Below are 15,779 nucleotides of genomic sequence, written 5' to 3' on the forward strand. Positions count from 1 at the left end.
GCCTCGTTAGGGCGCGTACCGGACGTCGCTCTCGCAGAAGACGGTCGCCGCCGCGTCAGTGGTCGTGCACGCCCCGTCGATGAGCGCCCGGTCGCCGAGCGACTCGGTGAGGGTGAGCTCGTAGGCGACCTGATCGTTGCCCTGGCAGTTCGCGGCGAGGGGCTCCCCGGGGCTTACCGTCACCGTGATGATGACCTGCTCATCGGTGACCTGAACGCTCGGCTCGTTCACGGTTCCCGTCACGCCGTCGTTGCAGCCGAGGCGCGAGACGAGCATCGTTACGGTCGTCGTACTGTCATCGATCGTCTGCTGCGGCGCGAGCTCCCACACAGCAGTCGCACTGCCACCCGGAACGACGGCGGAGCACGCGGAGAGCATGACCACCGACAGGCTGAAACACAGAGCGCAGAGCAATCCGCGCACGATGTCGTCAGCCCTGGATGACCGGGGCGCCCCAGCCGTCGTAGTCGCCGTGGTGGGCGGCGACGACGGCGAAGACCTCTTCGACCATGCGGTCGGCGGTCTCAACGTCGACCGTGGCGATCTTGGCGACGCGCAGTGTGCCGCGGAACAGCATGCGCCGGGTCACCGTCGCGGCGTAGCCGAGGGCCTCGAGCGACGTGGCAGCCGCGCGCGCATCCTTGATGGCGGCGAAGTTGGCGAAGTGCTCGACCTCGCGCGGTTCATCGACGTTGTCGCGCATCTTGATGCGCTGACTGAACTGCTCGACGTTGCAGGTCAGGTGCGACTGCATATCTCCCACTCGCGCGATGCTAGACCCGTTTTCTATGGAACGCACATCGTGCACGTGTCGCGCTACTGCTCGAGCAGCGGCGTCGTGCGGTAGGTGATGAGCTCCTTCAGCACGATCGATGTCGCCGTTCGGCGGATTCCGGGGCACCGCAGGATGCGCTGGCCCACCGCGTAGAGGTCGTCGGTGTCGCGCGCGACCACCTGGCACAGCAGGTCGTTCTGCCCCGACGTGGCGACGCACTCGATGATCGTCGGAATCTCGCGCAGCGCGACCATCGCCTCGTCGAACCGGTCTTGATCGACCTCCGCCGTGACGATGGCCCGGATGCTGTACCCGAGCGCCTCGGGCGGCACCGTCACGCTCTGGGGTCGCAGGGTTCTGCCGTCGAAGAGCTGCGCGATGCGGCTCTGCACGGTGCCGCGCGCGAGCCGCAGCGACTCGGCGAGACCACCGACGGTCGCCCGCGGGTCGGCGTCGAGGGCGAGCACGATGCGCCGCGTGGTGGCGTCGAGGATGGTGGCTGATCTGACCATGATGCGCGCCACTTTACGCCGAAGTGTGGTCGAATCGACCAGTTTTTGACGCTGATCTTGTCGTGAGCATCCACCAGGGGCCACTGTTCTCGTCATGGTGACCAATGACGAGACCATCAGTGTCGGCCAGTACCTCGCCTCCCGCCTCGTGCAGTGCGGCGGATCGCACGCCTTCGGCATCCCCGGCGACTTCACGCTGAGCCTGCTCGACGAGCTGCTCAGCGTCAACGAGCACAGTGACGACCGCCTCACCTGGGTCGGCTCGAGTAACGAGCTCAACGCCGCCTACGCCGCCGACGGCTTCGCGCGCGTCGGCCGCACCATCGCGAGCGTCGTCACGACCTACGGCGTCGGCGAGCTCAGCGCCATCAACGGCATCGCGGGCGCCTTCGCTGAAGACGTGCCCGTCATCTCGATCGTCGGCATGCCCGCCACGGGCGCGCTCGGCAGCGGCGCCCTGCTGCACCACAGCTTGCTCGACGGCGACCACGAGCACTTCGTGCGCGCCTTCCGCGAGGTCACCGCGGCGCAGACGGTGCTCACCACCGAGACGGCGACCGCGGAAATTGACCGCGTGCTGACCGTCGCGCTCACCTCGAGCAAGCCCGTGTACCTCGGGGTGCCCACCGACGTCGCGGTCGCGCGGGTGAGCGCCGCCGGGTTGGCCGAGCCGATCCGGGCCCGCGGCAGCGAGCCGGGCGCCCTCGCCGCCTTCGAGCGTGCGCTCGCGCAGCGCTTCGCCGGGGAGACTGCAGTGACGGTGCTCGCCGGGCCGCGCATCCACCGCCGCGGAGTCGAGGGCCGGGTCGCCGCGCTCGCCGACCTGCCCGGGGTGCGCATCGCCAGCCAGGTGGGCTCGAAAGCCGTGATCGACGAAGACCACCCGGCGAGCCTCGGCACCTACATGGGCGCCATCACGCAGACCGAGCGCGCGCGCCGCGCCGTCGACGAGGCCGACCTGCTCGTCATGGTCGGCACGGTCGTGAGCGACTTCACGACGGGCTTCTTCACGCAGGCCTTCGACCCGACCGCGGCCGTCGAGCTCGCCCTCGACCACGCGCGCATCGGCTACGCCGTCTACCCCGAGGTGCGGCTCGACGACGCGCTCGAGGTGCTCGCGCGCGTGACCGCTGCGGCCGGCTTCGCGGCGGCCGAGGTCATCGAGGTGCCCGACCTTGCCGCACCCGCGGCGGCCGACGACGCAGCGTCGCTCGACCATGCGATCTTCTGGCACGAGCTGCAGGGCTGGCTGCCGCGCGAGACGACGGTCGTCGCCGAGGCCGGCACCTCGTTCTACGGCGCCCTCGACCTGCGGCTGCCCGAGCGCAGCGACCTGCTCGGCCAGCCCGTGTGGTCGTCGATCGGCTACACGATCCCCGCCATGCTCGGCGCGGGCCTCGCCCGCCGCGACCGTCGGCCCGTGCTCATCATCGGCGACGGCGCCGCGCAGCTGACGGTGCAAGAGCTCGGGCAGGTGTTCCACCACGGGCTCGCGCCGGTCATCCTGCTCATCGACAACGCCGGGTATACGGTCGAGCGCATGATCCAGAGCCCCGAGGCCGTCTACCAGGACATCGTGCCGTGGAACTGGCGGCTCATCCCCGCCGCGCTCGGCGGCTCGCGCGTGCGCGTTCTCGAGGCGACGACCGCGGGCGAGCTGCGCGCGGCCCTCGCCGTCGCCGGGTCGGCCGCGGATGACGCCCTGTTCGTGCGCGTGCAGCTGCCGCGCGACGACGCCCCGCGCCTGCTCGTCGAGCTCACACAGCGCCTCGCCACCCGACCCGCCGAGAGCGTCAAGGAGCTCGCATGACCATCGCCGCCCCTCTTCCCGACTTCACCCATGAGCGCGTCACGACCGTCACGGGCGCGCGCTCGGGCCTGCACCTGACCGTCGCGCTGCACTCGAGCGCGATCGGCCCCGCCCTCGGCGGCTGCCGTCTCTGGACCTACGAGCACTGGCTCGACGGCGTCGCCGACGCGATGCGGCTCGGCCAGGCCATGACGATGAAGAACGCGCTCGCCGACATCGGCGCGGGCGGCGGCAAAGCCGTCATCGCGCTGGCCCCCGGTGACGTTCTCGACGCGGCGCGGCGACGGGATGCCCTGCTCGACCTCGGCGACCTCGTCGAGTCGTTCGGCGGCGCGTACATCACGACCGAAGACGTGGGAGTCACCGAGCACGACATGCTGATCGTGCGCGAGCGGACCCAGCACGTCGTCGGCCTGCCCGCCGCCGATGGCGGCGCGGGGGAACCGGCCGCCGGTACGGCGCTCGGCGTGTTCGCCTCGATCGAGCAGGTGCTGTTCGCGGTGTTCGGCTCGGCCTCGGTCGAAGGCCGGTCGTTCGTGATCTCGGGACTCGGGCAGGTGGGCTCGCGCCTCGCGCGGCGCCTCGCCGAGGCGGGGGCCGTGCTCACCGTCACCGACATCAACCCGAGCGCCCTCGCGATCGCCGACCAGCTCGGCGCGACCTGGATCGACGCGGCCGACGCGGTGTCGACGCCCGCCGACGTGTTCGTGCCGGCGGGCCTCGGCGGAATCCTGACCGCGCCCGTGATCGCGCAGCTGCCCGTGCGCGCCGTCTGCGGGCCGGCCAACAACCCGCTGGCCGAGCGCAGTGGGGCCGACGCGCTCGCCGCGCGGGGCATCCTGTACGCCCCCGACTATGTCGTCAACGCCGGGGGAGTGATTCACCTCGCTCTCACCGAGCGCGGCGAGACTCCCGAGACCGTCGACGCGCGGCTGCGCGGCATCGGCGGCACCCTCGCTGAGGTGCTCGCGACGGCCGAGGCAGAGGGCATTACACCGCTGGACGCCGCCGACCGCATTGCCCTCGCCCGAGTCGCCGCCGCCCGCTGAGCTCCGCCGGGGTGTTGGATGAGCGCATGAGCGAGATCGACGACTACATCGCGGCAGCGCCCGAGGCCGCGCGCGAGCGCCTGCTCGCCGTGCGCGAGACGCTGCGGCGCTGCGTGCCGGGCGGCACCGAGGCGTTCCGGTACGGGATGCCCGCCGTCATGATCGACGCGCGCCACGGCCTGCACTATGCGAACTGGACGAAGCACCTCGCGTTGTACCCGATCTACCGGGGTGACGAGGCCTTCGAGGCAGTGGTCGGGCCGTATCGCGCGAAGACCGACTCGGTGCACTTCCCGCACGCACAGCCCCTGCCGCTCGACGTGATCGAGACCATCGCCCGCGCGCTCGACGCGCGCCGAACCCCCGGGTCGTGACCGCGACCCTGTGAAGTCAACCCCTGACGGGCGATCGAGCAGCAGCCATAGCGTGGCTGACCACCGACCGAACAGGGGAGACCACTATGGCCACCGTGAATTCCAGCATCGACATCGACGCACCCATCTCGACCGTCTACAACCAGTGGACTCAGTTCGAGAGCTTCCCCCAGTTCATGTCGGGGGTCGACTCGATCGTGCAGAAGAGCGACACCCTCACCGACTGGACCGTCTCGATCGCCGGCGTTACGCGCGAGTTCGAGGCGACGATCGTCGAGCAGCACCCCGACGAGCGCATCGCCTGGAACTCCAGCGTCGGCGAGGAGCACTCGGGTGTCGTCACGTTCCACCGCCTCGCGGCCGACACGACCCGCATCACCCTCCAGCTCACCTGGACCCCGCAGGGCATCGTCGAGAAGATCGGAGCCCTGCTGCAGGTCGACGACATCCAGATCGACCGCGACCTGAAGAAGTTCAAGCACCTCGTCGAAACGAACGGCTTCGAGACCGGCGCCTGGCGCGGCGACGTCGACCGCGCGCCCGACTCGACCGGCCGCTGACTGCCACCATCGCCTCGCTCGCGCCGAATAGGGTGACGAGCGAGGGGGTGGGGCGATGAGTTGGAACGATCGGCATCGCGCGCGCATCCTCGACGGCGCCGACTCGCGCGCCGCGACCGACGAGCTGCTCGGCGGGCTTCGCCGCGGCGGGTTCGGGGGCCGCGCTCTCGGGGCGTTCATCGCCGACGCGACGCTGCGCAGCATCCGCGAGGCCCGCAAGCGGCCTATCGCCCTCGCCGAGGCGACCGCCGTGCACGCGGGCATGGCCGCGCTCGCGCACCCGCACGGCCGTGTCTGGGTCGCCACGAGCTGGCTCATGACCGTCACGCATCTCGGGATGCTCGAAGAGCGCCGCACGATGGGCCTGCCCAATCTGCTCACGGTCGCCCGAGCCAATCTGCCGGCCGCCGCGGCGCGACTCGGGTCGGCCGTTCCGGTTCTGGCGCTGGCCACGGATTTCGTCGACGGCAAGCTCGCGCGCCGCACGGGCACGGTCACCCGCTTCGGCACGCAGGGCGACTACCTCGCCGACGCCGCGCTCTGGACCTGGTTCACCGTGACGCACGAGCGCAGCCGGGGATGGCAGCTCGCGACCTTCGCGGCGTGGGCGATCCCGGTCGCGGGGCTGACGGTGGCCAGCTTCGCGAAAGGCGGCATGGTCGACGTGCCGCGCTCGCGCTGGCTGCGCCCGGCCGCCGCGGTCGAGGTGCTCATCGGGGCGCGCGTGCTCGCCCGCCTGGTGGCTCGACGCCGCGGCTAGAGCGACGCGAGCACGAGCGCGGCCGAGGCCACGACGAGCCCGAGCACCTGCCAGCGCGTCATGAGCTCGCGCAGGAAGACGCGGCCGATGATCGCTGTGAAGACGGGGGCGGCAGGCGCGAGGATCGCGAGCAGCACGAGGTCGCCCGTCTGCAGCGCGAGCACGAGGAACAGGTTGCCGAGAATGTCGGCGGCCCCCGTGATCATCGGGAAGAGAACGTACCGGGTGCGGACGTGCGCGCCGACGGTGCGAGCGCCCTCGCGCCACAGCATCCACCCCAGCAGCACCATGGCGATCGTCGTGACGCCGAAGCGGGCGCCGACGATCGGCCACAGGCCGTCAGCTGCGGGGGCGGAGTTGATCGTGACGATGAAGCCCGTGAAGAGCGTGGCGGCGACCGCGGCGAGCAGCGGCCCGCGCAGGCTCGGCCGCACCCCGTCGACCGGCGGGCGGTAGGTGACGAGCAGGATGGCGACGAGCCCGAGGGCGAGCCCCGCCCCGCGCAGGGGGGTGATCGTGTCGCCCGTGATGACGCCCACGAGCACGAGCAGCGCCGTGCCGACGACGGCGAGCACCGCGCCCGCGATGCCGACGGGCCCGATCGCGAAGGCGCGATAGGCGACGGGCAGGCCGCTTCCGCCGAAGAGTCCGGCGAGGAACCCGATCCAGAATCCGGGCCAGCTCGGCGTGCCGGGCATGACGAGGGCGAGCAGCAGCGCGATGACGATCGTCGTCGGACCAGCGATCGCGACGACGATCGCGATGGGGAAGCGGCGCGCTGCGACCCCGCCCATGACGTTGCTCACCGAGATGAACAGCGCGTTGATGAGGATGAAGACGACCGCCATGGAGTGACCTTCGCGCAGAGGAGGATGGCCGCCGAACGAGCTCGGGAGTCGCCGTCGCCAGCCTACCGAGGGCGGCGCCGGCCGCCCCGCCCTGTACGGTTGCGCACGTGAGCACCCTCGACGCGGCCTTCGACATCCTGCAGTGCCCGAGCTGCGGCGAGCCGCTGAGCGCGGCCGACGGCGGCGCCTCGTGCGCCAACCGTCACCACTTCGACCGGGCCCGCCAGGGTTACCTGAGCCTGCGCGCCGCCCACAAGGGCAAGGGTGCTCCGGCGACGGGCGACACCCCCGAGATGCTCGAGGCGCGTGAGCGCTTCCAGGCCGAAGGCTTCCACGACGACATTCGCGCGGCCGTGCTCGCGGCCGTTCCGGCTGATGCGCGCGGCTGGCTCGCCGACCTCGGTGGCGGCACCGGCTGGCACGCGGCCTCGGTTCTGGATGCCCGCCCTGAGCTGCACGGCGTCGTCCTCGACGCCTCGGCCCCGGCGGTGCGCATCGCGGCCCGCGCGCACGAGCGGTTGGCCGGGGTGAGCGCCGATGTGTGGACGGGCGTGCCCCTGCGCGACGCGAGCGTCGACGTGGTGCTGCGCATCTTCGCGCCCGGCGCCGCGGGCGAGGTGCGGCGCATCCTCGCGCCGGGCGGCACCGCGGTGTTCGCCGTGCCGCACGCCGACCACATGCGCGAGCTGGGCCACGGCCTCAAGCTCATGAAGGTGCCGGCCGGCAAGGCGGAAGAGGTCGCGGCGAGCATCCCCGATGCGACCCTCGTGAGCTCGGTCGAGGTGCGCCAGCGCGTACAGCTGAGTGTCGAGCAGGCTCTCGACGCCGTGTTCATGGGGCCCAATGCCTTCCACCAAGACCGGGCGAAGGTCGAGAAGGTGCTGCTCGAGTGGCAGGCGCCCATCAGCGTGACGATCGCCGTGACCGTGGTGGCGCTGCGCCTCGAAGCCTGAGCTCTCTGAGGCACCGGCACGGGGGATTGCCCCCGCACGGTTCGGGGGTGGCTCGGATGCCGCCGCACGCGGCCGATCGCGAGGCTGGAGTCACCCCGGCGCGCCGTGCGCCGTGGCAGTCTGACCTCAGGAGAATCCCATGACCACCGCCCCCGCAGCCCCGGCTCCCGCCGCGGTGCCCGCCGTCGCCGACAGCTGGAGCTACGGCGCCCTGTGGCGCCGCGTGCCGCGCGCTCTTGGCTACCTGCTGCCGACCTTCGTGATCGCCATCACCGTCTCGGTGGCGCTCAGCTCGTTCGTCTCGACGGCCGTGAGCCTGCTCATCGTCATCGTCGGCATCTACCTGCTCGCCCTCACCCTGCTGCTCGCGCGCTACACCGGAACCTTCGAGGTCATCCGTCTGCGCTGGTCGGGCGAGACGCCGATCACCGAACCGGCGTGGCCCAACGACCCGAGCATCGTGTGGTGGAAGCGCTGGCTGCGACCGCTCGCGAACGGTCGCTACTGGCTGAGCCTGCTGCACGGCGCCATCGTCGCGCCGATCATCGCGACGCTGAGCTTCATCGTCGTCACCGTGTGGCTGTCGCTCATCGCGGCGAGCATCGCCGTCCCCATCCGCGTCGCCTTCTTCGACCTCGACCGCTGGGTCATCGAGGGTCGCGACGGCGGCAGCTGGGTCATTCCGAACGAGTGGGTCGAGAACTTCGCGCCCGTTGCCGTGATCGTGGCGATCGTGCTCGGCGTCATCGCCCTCGTCACCCTGCCCTACGTGCTGCGCGGCCTCACCTGGCTGCACGCGGCGATCGCCCGCCCCTTCCTCGGACGCTTCACCAACGAGCAGCTGGAGCAGCAGGTGTCGAGCCTGTTCACCTCGCGTCAGGCGGCCGTCGCGGCCGAGGGCTCGGCCCTGCGCCGCATCGAGCGCGACATCCACGACGGACCGCAGCAGCGCCTCATCCGCCTGCAGATGGATCTCGCCGCCGCCGAGCGCCGCCTCGCCGAGAACCCCGATGAGGCCGCCGGTCTGATCCAGGATGCCCGGCGCCAGGCGCAGGACGCGCTCGACGAACTGCGCAACCTGTCGCGCGGTTTCGCGCCGCCGCTGCTGCTCGACCGCGGGCTGTTCGCCGCGCTCGAGTCGCTCGCGACGCGGTCGAGCATCCCCGTCACGCTCGAGACCGAGCTCGGCGCGACCGCGAACCTGCCCGACGAGGTGGCGCGCAACGCCTACTTCGTGGCGAGCGAGCTCATCGCGAACGCCGCCAAGCACTCGCAGGCGAGCGCCATCACGCTGAGCGTCACGACCGTCGACGGCGCGCTCGTCGTCGCCGTGACCGACGACGGCGTCGGCGGCGCGGTCGAGTCGGTCGGGCACGGCCTCGCGGGGCTGCGCGACCGCGCGGCGGGCATGGGCGGAACGTTCGAGATCTCGAGCCCCGACGGCGGCCCGACCACCGTGCGGGTGGCGCTGCCGCTCGCGGGCGTGGGCTCCGCATCCCTCGCCCCTGCCGACGGCAGCGAGCCGAGTGCCTAATCTGGAGGGCATGTCAGCCCTTCGCGTCGCGGTCGCCGATGATTCGGTGCTGCTGCGCGAAGGGCTGGTTCGCGTGCTGCGCGACGCCGGGGTCGAGGTGGTCGGGGCGTTCGGCGACGCGGAGGCACTGCTCGCGGCGGTGCCGTCGCTCGAGGTGAACGCCGTCGTGCTCGATGTGCGCATGCCGCCGACGTTCCGCGACGAGGGCGTGCGCGCGGCGATCGAGCTGCGGCGGCGGCATCCCTCGATCGCGATCCTGCTGCTGTCGCAGTACGTCGAGGTGGCCTACGCGCAAGAGCTGCTCGCGGCCGGCACCGGCGGCGTGGGCTACCTGCTGAAAGACCGCGTCGTCTCGCTCGACGAGGTTCGGGATGCGCTCGACCGGGTCGCCGCGGGGGGCACGGTGCTCGACCCCGAGGTCATCACGCAGCTCATGGCGCGTCGCGTCGACCCGCTGCAGTCGCTCACGGCGCGCGAGCGCGACGTGCTCGAGCTCATGGCGCAGGGCCGCACCAACGGGGCGATCGCCGGGGCCCTGTTCATCGGGGTGGGCGCCGTCGAGAAGCACATCTCGGCGATCTTCGCCAAGCTCGGCCTCGACGCCGCCGACGGCGACCACCGCCGCGTGCTCGCCGTGTTGGCCTGGCTGCAGGCTCAGTAGCGCTCAGTAGCGGGCGAGCACCTCGGCGTCGCGCGCATGCGTGAGGGCGCGGCGTACGGCGTCGAGCGCGCCGACCGGGTCGGTGTCGAGCATGCTGCGGGATGCTCGCAGCTCGTCGACCGCATCCTCCAGTCGTGCCCGCGCGCCCGCCGAGCCGCCCGAGCCGACGGCGTCGCGCGCGACGAGCACCTGCGCCTCGGCCTGCACGCGCGCCGCGTGGTACGCCTCGCGCGCGTGCGCAAGGCGCTGCGCCTGCGTGCGCGACGAGGCGAGCGACACCTCGACGGCGTCCATCGCGGCGCGCAGTTGCCCCAGCCGCTCGATGGGGTCGTCGGCTCCCGCCGGGTCGGCGTCCGCCGCGCGGTCGAGCTGCGCCACGGCCTCGGTGATCGCGACACCCGTGTCGCCGTCGGGTGCGGCGCCGGCGGCCTCGAGCGCTTCGGTGCGCGCCACGCGTGCGTCGTCGCGCAGTCGGCGCAGAGCGTCGCCTGCATCATCGAGCCGCGCGGCCGCGGCCGGCACCTGCTCGAGCGCCTCCTCGGCCGAGAACAGCAGCCGCTCGGCCTCGCTGATGGTCGCCATGACGCTGCTCGCGGGGGCCGTGCTGCCCGGGACAGCATCCGCCGCCAGGCCCTCGGCACGATCGAGCTCGCGGGTGGCGCGCTCGGGCGCGTCGGCGGCGGCGCCGAGCGCGGTGCGGGCGTGCCGGGCGAGGAGGGCATCCCGTTGCCGCGTCGCCTCGGTCAGTCGGGCGCGCGCCTCCGCGATGCGTGAGCGCAGCCGGTCGAGGCGGTCGGGCGCGGTCGATTCGAGCGAGCGGCGGTCGCGGAAGGCTGCCGCCTGCTCGCCCAGGCCGCGCTCGATGCGGTCGGCGAGCATGACGATGCGGTCGGCGCGCTCGCGGTTCGCGAGCCCCGCCTCGGGCTCGGCGTCGATGAGCCGGTGCAGCCGGAAGATCTCGTCGCGGTCGGCGCGGGCCCGACGCACGGCACCGCGGTAATCCTGCGCGGCGCGCTCGCCGAACTGGGCGATCGCGAACTCGACGTCGGCCTCGCCCTCGCCGATGCGGTCGTCGGCCCGCACGAGGGCCGAGCCGGCGCGGCGGCGGATGTCGTCGGGGGCCTTCACGAGCCGGCCCGAGCGGCCGCGGCGCCGCGCGACGACGACGATGCCGCCGATGAGCACAGCAGCGACGACGACGAGCACGGTCGTGCCCGCGGCGACGATCGCCGACACGAGACCGCCCACGAGCTCCACGCACCGATTCTAGAGAGCCGCGCACTGCTGCTGGTTCAGGAAGATTGACGCCACCGCGCGCGACACGCGGCGCACCACGCCCCGAACCGGTCCTGCCCGCCGCGCTTCCTGAACGGCGAACGACGAGCGGCACGAGTCGTGACCGTCCGCCGTCGTGTCGCGCTCGAAACCGCGGCAGACCGGGCCAAATCCCCAGAACTCCGGCCCGCCAGACATACAGTGGCCGCGTGTGGCGCGCCGACCGATACGACGATCATGAGATCGACGCCGGCGAGGCGAGCGGTGAGAACCCGCTCGATGCCTCGTCGGTGCGGTTCGACGACCCCCGGGTCGTGCCGATGAACGTCGCCGCCCCCATCTGGGACCGCTGGCGGGTCGAACTCGCGCGCGTCGGCGGGGCGAGCACGCTGCTGCATTTCACCGACGACCCGCGCGGTCGCATCGAGCTCGGCACGAGCCACCCGGGCGGGCTCGCACGCTTCATCGCGGGCAGCCCGACCCTGCTCAGCAACCTCGTGCGCGACGACGTCGCCCTGCGGCAGGCGCGCGTCGCGGCCGAGCGCATCGCCGACCTCGGGGTCGAGCTCGCGAGCGTGCGCGGCATCGACGCCGTCGCCCTCGGCATCGGTCTCGTGGCCTGGCAGCACGACGGCGTCGATCACTGCGCCCCGCTGCTGCTGCGCCCCTTGCGCCTGCGGCGTCGGGGTCGGGATGTGGAGCTCACGCTCACCGGACGCGTCGGCGTCAACCCGGCCCTGGTGCGGGCGCTCGCCGCCCAGTTCTCGCTGCACCTCGACGAAGACGCCTTCGTCGCCCTCGCCCACGACGGCGAGGCCTTCAAGCCCAACCCGCCGCTCGATCGCCTGCGCGGGCTCACCGCGCACCTCGAGGGCTTCACGATCAGCCCACGCCTCGTCGTCAGCACGTTCGCCGAGGTCGGCCCCGCGATGGTGGCCGACGCCCACGACCTCGCGCACCCCGTGCTCGACGCGCTCGCGGGCAATACGAGCGCGCGCTGGGCGGTGCAGGAGGGCCAGTCGCCGGTGGAGGCGATGCCCGCCGATCAGCGCCCGCCCGAGACCGACCTGCTGCTGCTCGACGCCGATGCCGAGCAAGAGCAGGTGATCGCGAGCATCGCGGCCGGCAACTCGATCGTGGTCAAGACCCTGCCCGGCACGGGCGGCACGCAGACGGTGGTCAACGCGCTCGGCGCGCTCGTGGCGCAGAACAAGCGCGTGCTCGTCGTGAGCCCGCGGCGCGCGACACTGCGCACGATCGCGCAGCGCTTCGTCGACATCGGGCTGCCCGCCACGGCTGTCGCCGCGGCGACGCTGCGACGCGACCTCATCCGGGCGATCGGCCGCAACGAGAAGGCGCAGCGCCCGCGCGTCGCCGACGTCAATGACGCCCTCGTGCGCCTGCGCACGGTGCTCGTCGACTACCGCGAAGCGCTCGGGCGCCCCGACGCCGAGCTTGGCATCAGCGTGCTCGACTGCATCGCCGAGCTCAGCCGGCTGCAGCTGCTGCCGACGCCGCCGACGACGCGCGCGCGCCTTAGCCGTGCGGCCGTCGAGCTGCTCGCCGCCGACCGCAGCGAGGCCGCGGCCGCCATGGTGCATGCCGCGGAGCTCGGCCAGTTCAGCTACGGCCCGGGCGATTCACCCTGGTACGGCGCGCGCTTCACGACGGGCGACGACGCCGCGCACGCGCAGGAGCGCGCCCGCCGCCTGCACCACGAGCTCGTCCCGCGCCTCGTCGAGCGCGGTCGTGCCCTCATCGGCGCGACCCCGATGCGCCCCTTCGAGACGATCGCCGAGCTCGGCGTGTACTTGCGCCTGCTCTCTGACCTGCGCGACACGCTCGACAAGTTCCAGCCAGCCGTGTTCGACCGCTCGCTCAGCGAGCTCATCGCCGCCACGGCCCCGCGTCGCGAGGCGAGCACGATGCCCGCGGCCACCCGTCGACGACTGAAGGGCCTCGCCAAGGAGTACCTGCGGCCGGGCGTCGCCGTCAGCGACCTGCACGAGGCGCTCGTGCGCATCCAGCAGCAGCGCGTGCTGTGGCAGCGCTTCGTACCCACGGGGCTCACGCCGACCGTGCCCGTCGGCATCGCCGATGTGGCCGTCGCCTACCAGCAGGTGGAGCAGGATCTCGAGGCGCTGGATGCTCCGCTCGGCCACCACAGCCGTGACCAGCAGCTCGCCCACCGCCCGCTGGCCGAGCTGCACGCCCTGCTCGAGGGTCTCGCCGCCGAGAGCGACGTGCTCGCCAACCTGCAGGAGCGCACCGCCCTGCTCGAGCGGCTCGAGCGCTGGGATGTCGGGCCGCTGCTGAGCGACCTCGCCGCGCGGCACGTGCCGCAGTCGCAGGTCGCGGCCGAGCTCGAGCTCGCCTGGTGGCGCTCGGCGCTCGACAGCCTGCTGCAGCACGATCGTGCTCTGCTCGGCGCCGAGCCGAGCGTGCTCGACCGCCTCGAGGCCGACTTCCGGCTCGTCGACGAGGCGCACGCGGCGGGCAGCGCGCAGCTGCTCGCGTGGCAGCTCGCCGAGAACTGGTCCATCGGCATCACCGACTGGCCCGACGAGGCCGCGGCGCTCAAGGCCCTGCTCAAGAGCGGCTCGATCACCTCGATGCAGTTGCAGCGCGAGGCCCCGCACTTGAGCCGCCCGATCGCGCCCGTGTGGCTCGCCTCGCCCTACGACGTGCACGAGATCAGCGACGAGATTCCTTTCGACACCGTGCTGCTGCTCGACGCGGGCGCCGTCACGGTCGCCGAGGTCGCCGGCTCGGTGCGCCGTGCCCGCCAGGTCGTCGCCGTGGGCGATCCGGTGACTCAGGCTCCCGCGCCGTTCGCGATCGCGGTCGGCGACCCCGTCGATGACGGCGATGTGGATGCCCGGCACGCCGCATCCGCCCTCTTCCAGTTGAGCGAGCTGCTGCCCGCGCTCTCCCTCACGCGCTCGTACCGCGCCGGCGGTGAAGACCTCGCCGAGCTCGTGAACCGGAGGTTCTACGCCGGCCGCATCGAGTCGCTGCCGTGGGCCGGGTCGTTCCTCGGGCATCCCTCGATCGCGGTCGACTACCTCGACGACGGTCACGGCATGCCCGACGACGACACGGGCGCGATCGAGAGCGTCGACGTCGAAGTACGCCGCACCGTCGACCTCGTGATCGAGCACGCCACCGCGCGGCCGAACGAGTCGCTCATGGTCGTCACGGCGAGCGCCAAGCACGCCGCGCGCGTGCACACCGCGGTGCTCGAGGCGCTCACGCACCGGCCCGATCTGCACGACGTGCTGCTCGGCGACCGCCCCGAGCCCTTCGCGGTGCTCACGATCGAGCAGTCGGTGGCGCAGTCGCGCGACCGCGTCATCTTCTCGATCGGCTTCGGCCGCACCCCGCACGGCCGCGTGCTGAGCGAGTTCGGCTCGCTCGGGCGCGCGGGCGGCGACCGTCTGCTCGCCGTCGCGATGACGCGGGCGCGGCGCTACGTGCGCATCGTCAGCTGCATCCGCCCGAGCGATCTCGACGACGACCGGCTCTCGCACGGCGCCCGCGCGCTCGCCGACCTGTTCGCCGACATCGAGGCGCGCCGCACCGCGGTCGAGCTGCCCGACGACAGCGACCCTATGCTCATCGACCTGGCTCGTCGCCTCGAGGCCCGCGGCATGACCGTGGCGCTCGGGCACCGCGGCAAGCTGCCGCTCGTGGCGAGCCGCGGCGGCTACTGCGTCGCGATCGAGACGGATGCGGCGCTCGGGCACCTCAGCCTGCGCGAGTCGCTGCGCCTGCGGCCCGACCTGCTGCGCCGCCTCGGCTGGCACTATGCACGCGTGCACGTGTTCGAGCTGTTCAGCGACCCCGAAGCGGTGGCTGACCGCGTTGTCGCCCTCGCGGGCGGTGCGCCCTCAGCGCCCGCCGGCACGGGTCCGGTGCTGGGCCGCGGCTCCGATCACCCCACCGACGAGCTCGCCATCACCCGCTGACCCCGCCGCGCGCTCGCGTACCCTGGAGGGCATGAACGAGGTGGATGCGGGGCGCGCCCCGAGCGGCCGCGCCCGCGGGGCGCGCCGGGCCACGACGCCTCCACCGCCCGGGTCGGATCCCGCTCCGAGCCCCGAACCCGCACGGCATCGGCTCGACGAGAACGACGAGCGCCTCACGGCCGAGAAGCCGCCGCACTACTGACGTCGCCGCACTACTGACGTCGCCGCCCGCGGGCGGCAACGTTGCGCGGCTCTACGCCGCGGGCGGTGCTGCGTCGCGCTTCGCGAGCAGGTCGCGAATCTCGGCGAGCAGCTCGAGCTCGGTCGGCGGCGCCGCTTCGTCGGCGGGCTGACCGGCCAGGCGGCGCTGCTCGGCACGGCGCCGCAGGTGGTTCACGGGCGCGACGAGCGCGAAGTAGACGACCGCGGCGACGATGAGGAAGTTGAGAACCGCGCCGATGACCGCGCCGAAGTAGAGCACGGCCTCGTCGCCCGAGACCGTCGGAATGACGACCGGCAGGGCCTTCTCGAGCGTGGCGGCGTTGAAGAGCGCCCCGATTGCGGGGTTGATGACGGCCGTGACGATGGCATTCACGACTCCGGTGAAGGCCGCCCCGATGACGACGGCGACGGCGAGGTCGATGACGTTGCCGCGCAGGATGAATTCACGAAAACCTTTGAGCATGCCCCGATGCTAGCG

At 72.5% G+C, this 15,779-nt stretch carries 16 protein-coding genes; 10 read left to right on the forward strand and 6 right to left on the reverse strand.

Translation table 11 applies throughout. The features are described from left to right. Positions 1-6: 6 nt before the first annotated feature. The 3 genes from NNL39_RS07710 to NNL39_RS07720 all read right to left on the reverse strand — a co-directional run bounded on the left by NNL39_RS07710 (position 7) and on the right by NNL39_RS07720 (position 1,287). Positions 7-384: a hypothetical protein gene (locus NNL39_RS07710; protein WP_255158577.1), complete on the reverse strand. Its 378-nt coding sequence runs from the start codon at positions 382-384 to the stop codon at positions 7-9. A 46-nt stretch (positions 385-430) separates the two neighbouring features. After that, positions 431-754 carry a ribonuclease E inhibitor RraB gene (locus NNL39_RS07715; protein WP_255160914.1) on the reverse strand — a complete coding sequence of 108 codons (324 nt, stop codon included), beginning with the start codon at positions 752-754 and terminating at the stop codon, positions 431-433. Between the two features lie 62 nt (positions 755-816). Then, complete coding sequence (locus tag NNL39_RS07720; protein ID WP_255158578.1) at positions 817-1,287, reverse strand: Lrp/AsnC family transcriptional regulator; 471 nt, start codon at positions 1,285-1,287, stop codon at positions 817-819. A 94-nt stretch (positions 1,288-1,381) separates the two neighbouring features. Between NNL39_RS07720 and NNL39_RS07725 the strand changes: the two genes are divergently transcribed. From NNL39_RS07725 to NNL39_RS07745, 5 genes are all read left to right on the forward strand, one after another. Further along, a complete protein-coding gene (locus tag NNL39_RS07725) occupies positions 1,382-3,097 on the forward strand; it encodes an alpha-keto acid decarboxylase family protein (protein ID WP_255158579.1) in 1,716 nt (571 codons plus the stop codon). After that, a complete protein-coding gene (locus tag NNL39_RS07730) occupies positions 3,094-4,146 on the forward strand; it encodes a Glu/Leu/Phe/Val dehydrogenase family protein (RefSeq protein ID WP_255158580.1) in 1,053 nt (350 codons plus the stop codon). The genes NNL39_RS07725 and NNL39_RS07730 overlap by 4 nt, the downstream gene beginning before the upstream one ends. 26 nt (positions 4,147-4,172) lie before the next feature. Further along, positions 4,173-4,520, forward strand: coding sequence for an iron chaperone (locus tag NNL39_RS07735; RefSeq protein WP_255158581.1), 348 nt, complete (start codon positions 4,173-4,175; stop codon positions 4,518-4,520). An 86-nt stretch (positions 4,521-4,606) separates the two neighbouring features. Then, entirely contained in the window at positions 4,607-5,080 is a 474-nt protein-coding gene (locus tag NNL39_RS07740; protein WP_255158583.1) for an SRPBCC family protein, read from the forward strand. Positions 5,081-5,135: 55 nt separating this feature from the next. Next, a complete protein-coding gene (locus NNL39_RS07745) occupies positions 5,136-5,840 on the forward strand; it encodes a CDP-alcohol phosphatidyltransferase family protein (protein ID WP_255158585.1) in 705 nt (234 codons plus the stop codon). On the opposite strand, the gene NNL39_RS07750 is transcribed toward NNL39_RS07745, so the two are convergent. Continuing rightward, complete coding sequence (locus NNL39_RS07750; protein WP_255158587.1) at positions 5,837-6,688, reverse strand: DMT family transporter; 852 nt, start codon at positions 6,686-6,688, stop codon at positions 5,837-5,839. The genes NNL39_RS07745 and NNL39_RS07750 overlap by 4 nt on opposite strands. Before the next feature lie 107 nt (positions 6,689-6,795). Here NNL39_RS07750 and NNL39_RS07755 point away from each other — a divergent pair, with 107 nt between their 5' ends. The 3 genes from NNL39_RS07755 (at position 6,796) to NNL39_RS07765 (ending at position 9,836) form a co-directional block, all read left to right on the forward strand. Further along, positions 6,796-7,641: a putative RNA methyltransferase gene (locus NNL39_RS07755; RefSeq protein WP_255158589.1), complete on the forward strand. Its 846-nt coding sequence runs from the start codon at positions 6,796-6,798 to the stop codon at positions 7,639-7,641. A 139-nt stretch (positions 7,642-7,780) separates the two neighbouring features. Then, positions 7,781-9,175 (forward strand): sensor histidine kinase, encoded by a 1,395-nt coding sequence (locus NNL39_RS07760; protein WP_255158591.1) that lies wholly within the window; start codon positions 7,781-7,783, stop codon positions 9,173-9,175. Positions 9,176-9,185: 10 nt separating this feature from the next. Further along, the gene (locus tag NNL39_RS07765) at positions 9,186-9,836 is read left to right on the forward strand and encodes a response regulator transcription factor (RefSeq protein ID WP_255158592.1); all 651 of its coding nucleotides are present in this window, start codon (positions 9,186-9,188) and stop codon (positions 9,834-9,836) included. Positions 9,837-9,839: 3 nt separating this feature from the next. Here NNL39_RS07765 and NNL39_RS07770 read toward each other — a convergent pair whose 3' ends face one another. Then, positions 9,840-11,093, reverse strand: a complete 1,254-nt coding sequence (locus NNL39_RS07770; RefSeq protein WP_255158595.1) for a coiled-coil domain-containing protein — start codon at positions 11,091-11,093, stop codon at positions 9,840-9,842. A 227-nt stretch (positions 11,094-11,320) separates the two neighbouring features. Here NNL39_RS07770 and NNL39_RS07775 point away from each other — a divergent pair, with 227 nt between their 5' ends. After that, a complete protein-coding gene (locus NNL39_RS07775; RefSeq protein ID WP_255158597.1) occupies positions 11,321-15,079 on the forward strand; it encodes a DEAD/DEAH box helicase in 3,759 nt (1,252 codons plus the stop codon). Positions 15,080-15,110: 31 nt separating this feature from the next. Beyond that, entirely contained in the window at positions 15,111-15,281 is a 171-nt protein-coding gene (locus NNL39_RS07780; RefSeq protein WP_255158599.1) for a hypothetical protein, read from the forward strand. Between the two features lie 51 nt (positions 15,282-15,332). Here NNL39_RS07780 and mscL read toward each other — a convergent pair whose 3' ends face one another. Continuing rightward, complete coding sequence (gene mscL / locus NNL39_RS07785) at positions 15,333-15,764, reverse strand: large conductance mechanosensitive channel protein MscL (protein ID WP_255158600.1); 432 nt, start codon at positions 15,762-15,764, stop codon at positions 15,333-15,335. Between the last annotated feature and the right edge of the window lie 15 nt (positions 15,765-15,779).

This window comes from Microcella humidisoli, from assembly GCF_024362325.1.
GTDB lineage: Bacteria > Actinomycetota > Actinomycetes > Actinomycetales > Microbacteriaceae > Microcella > Microcella humidisoli.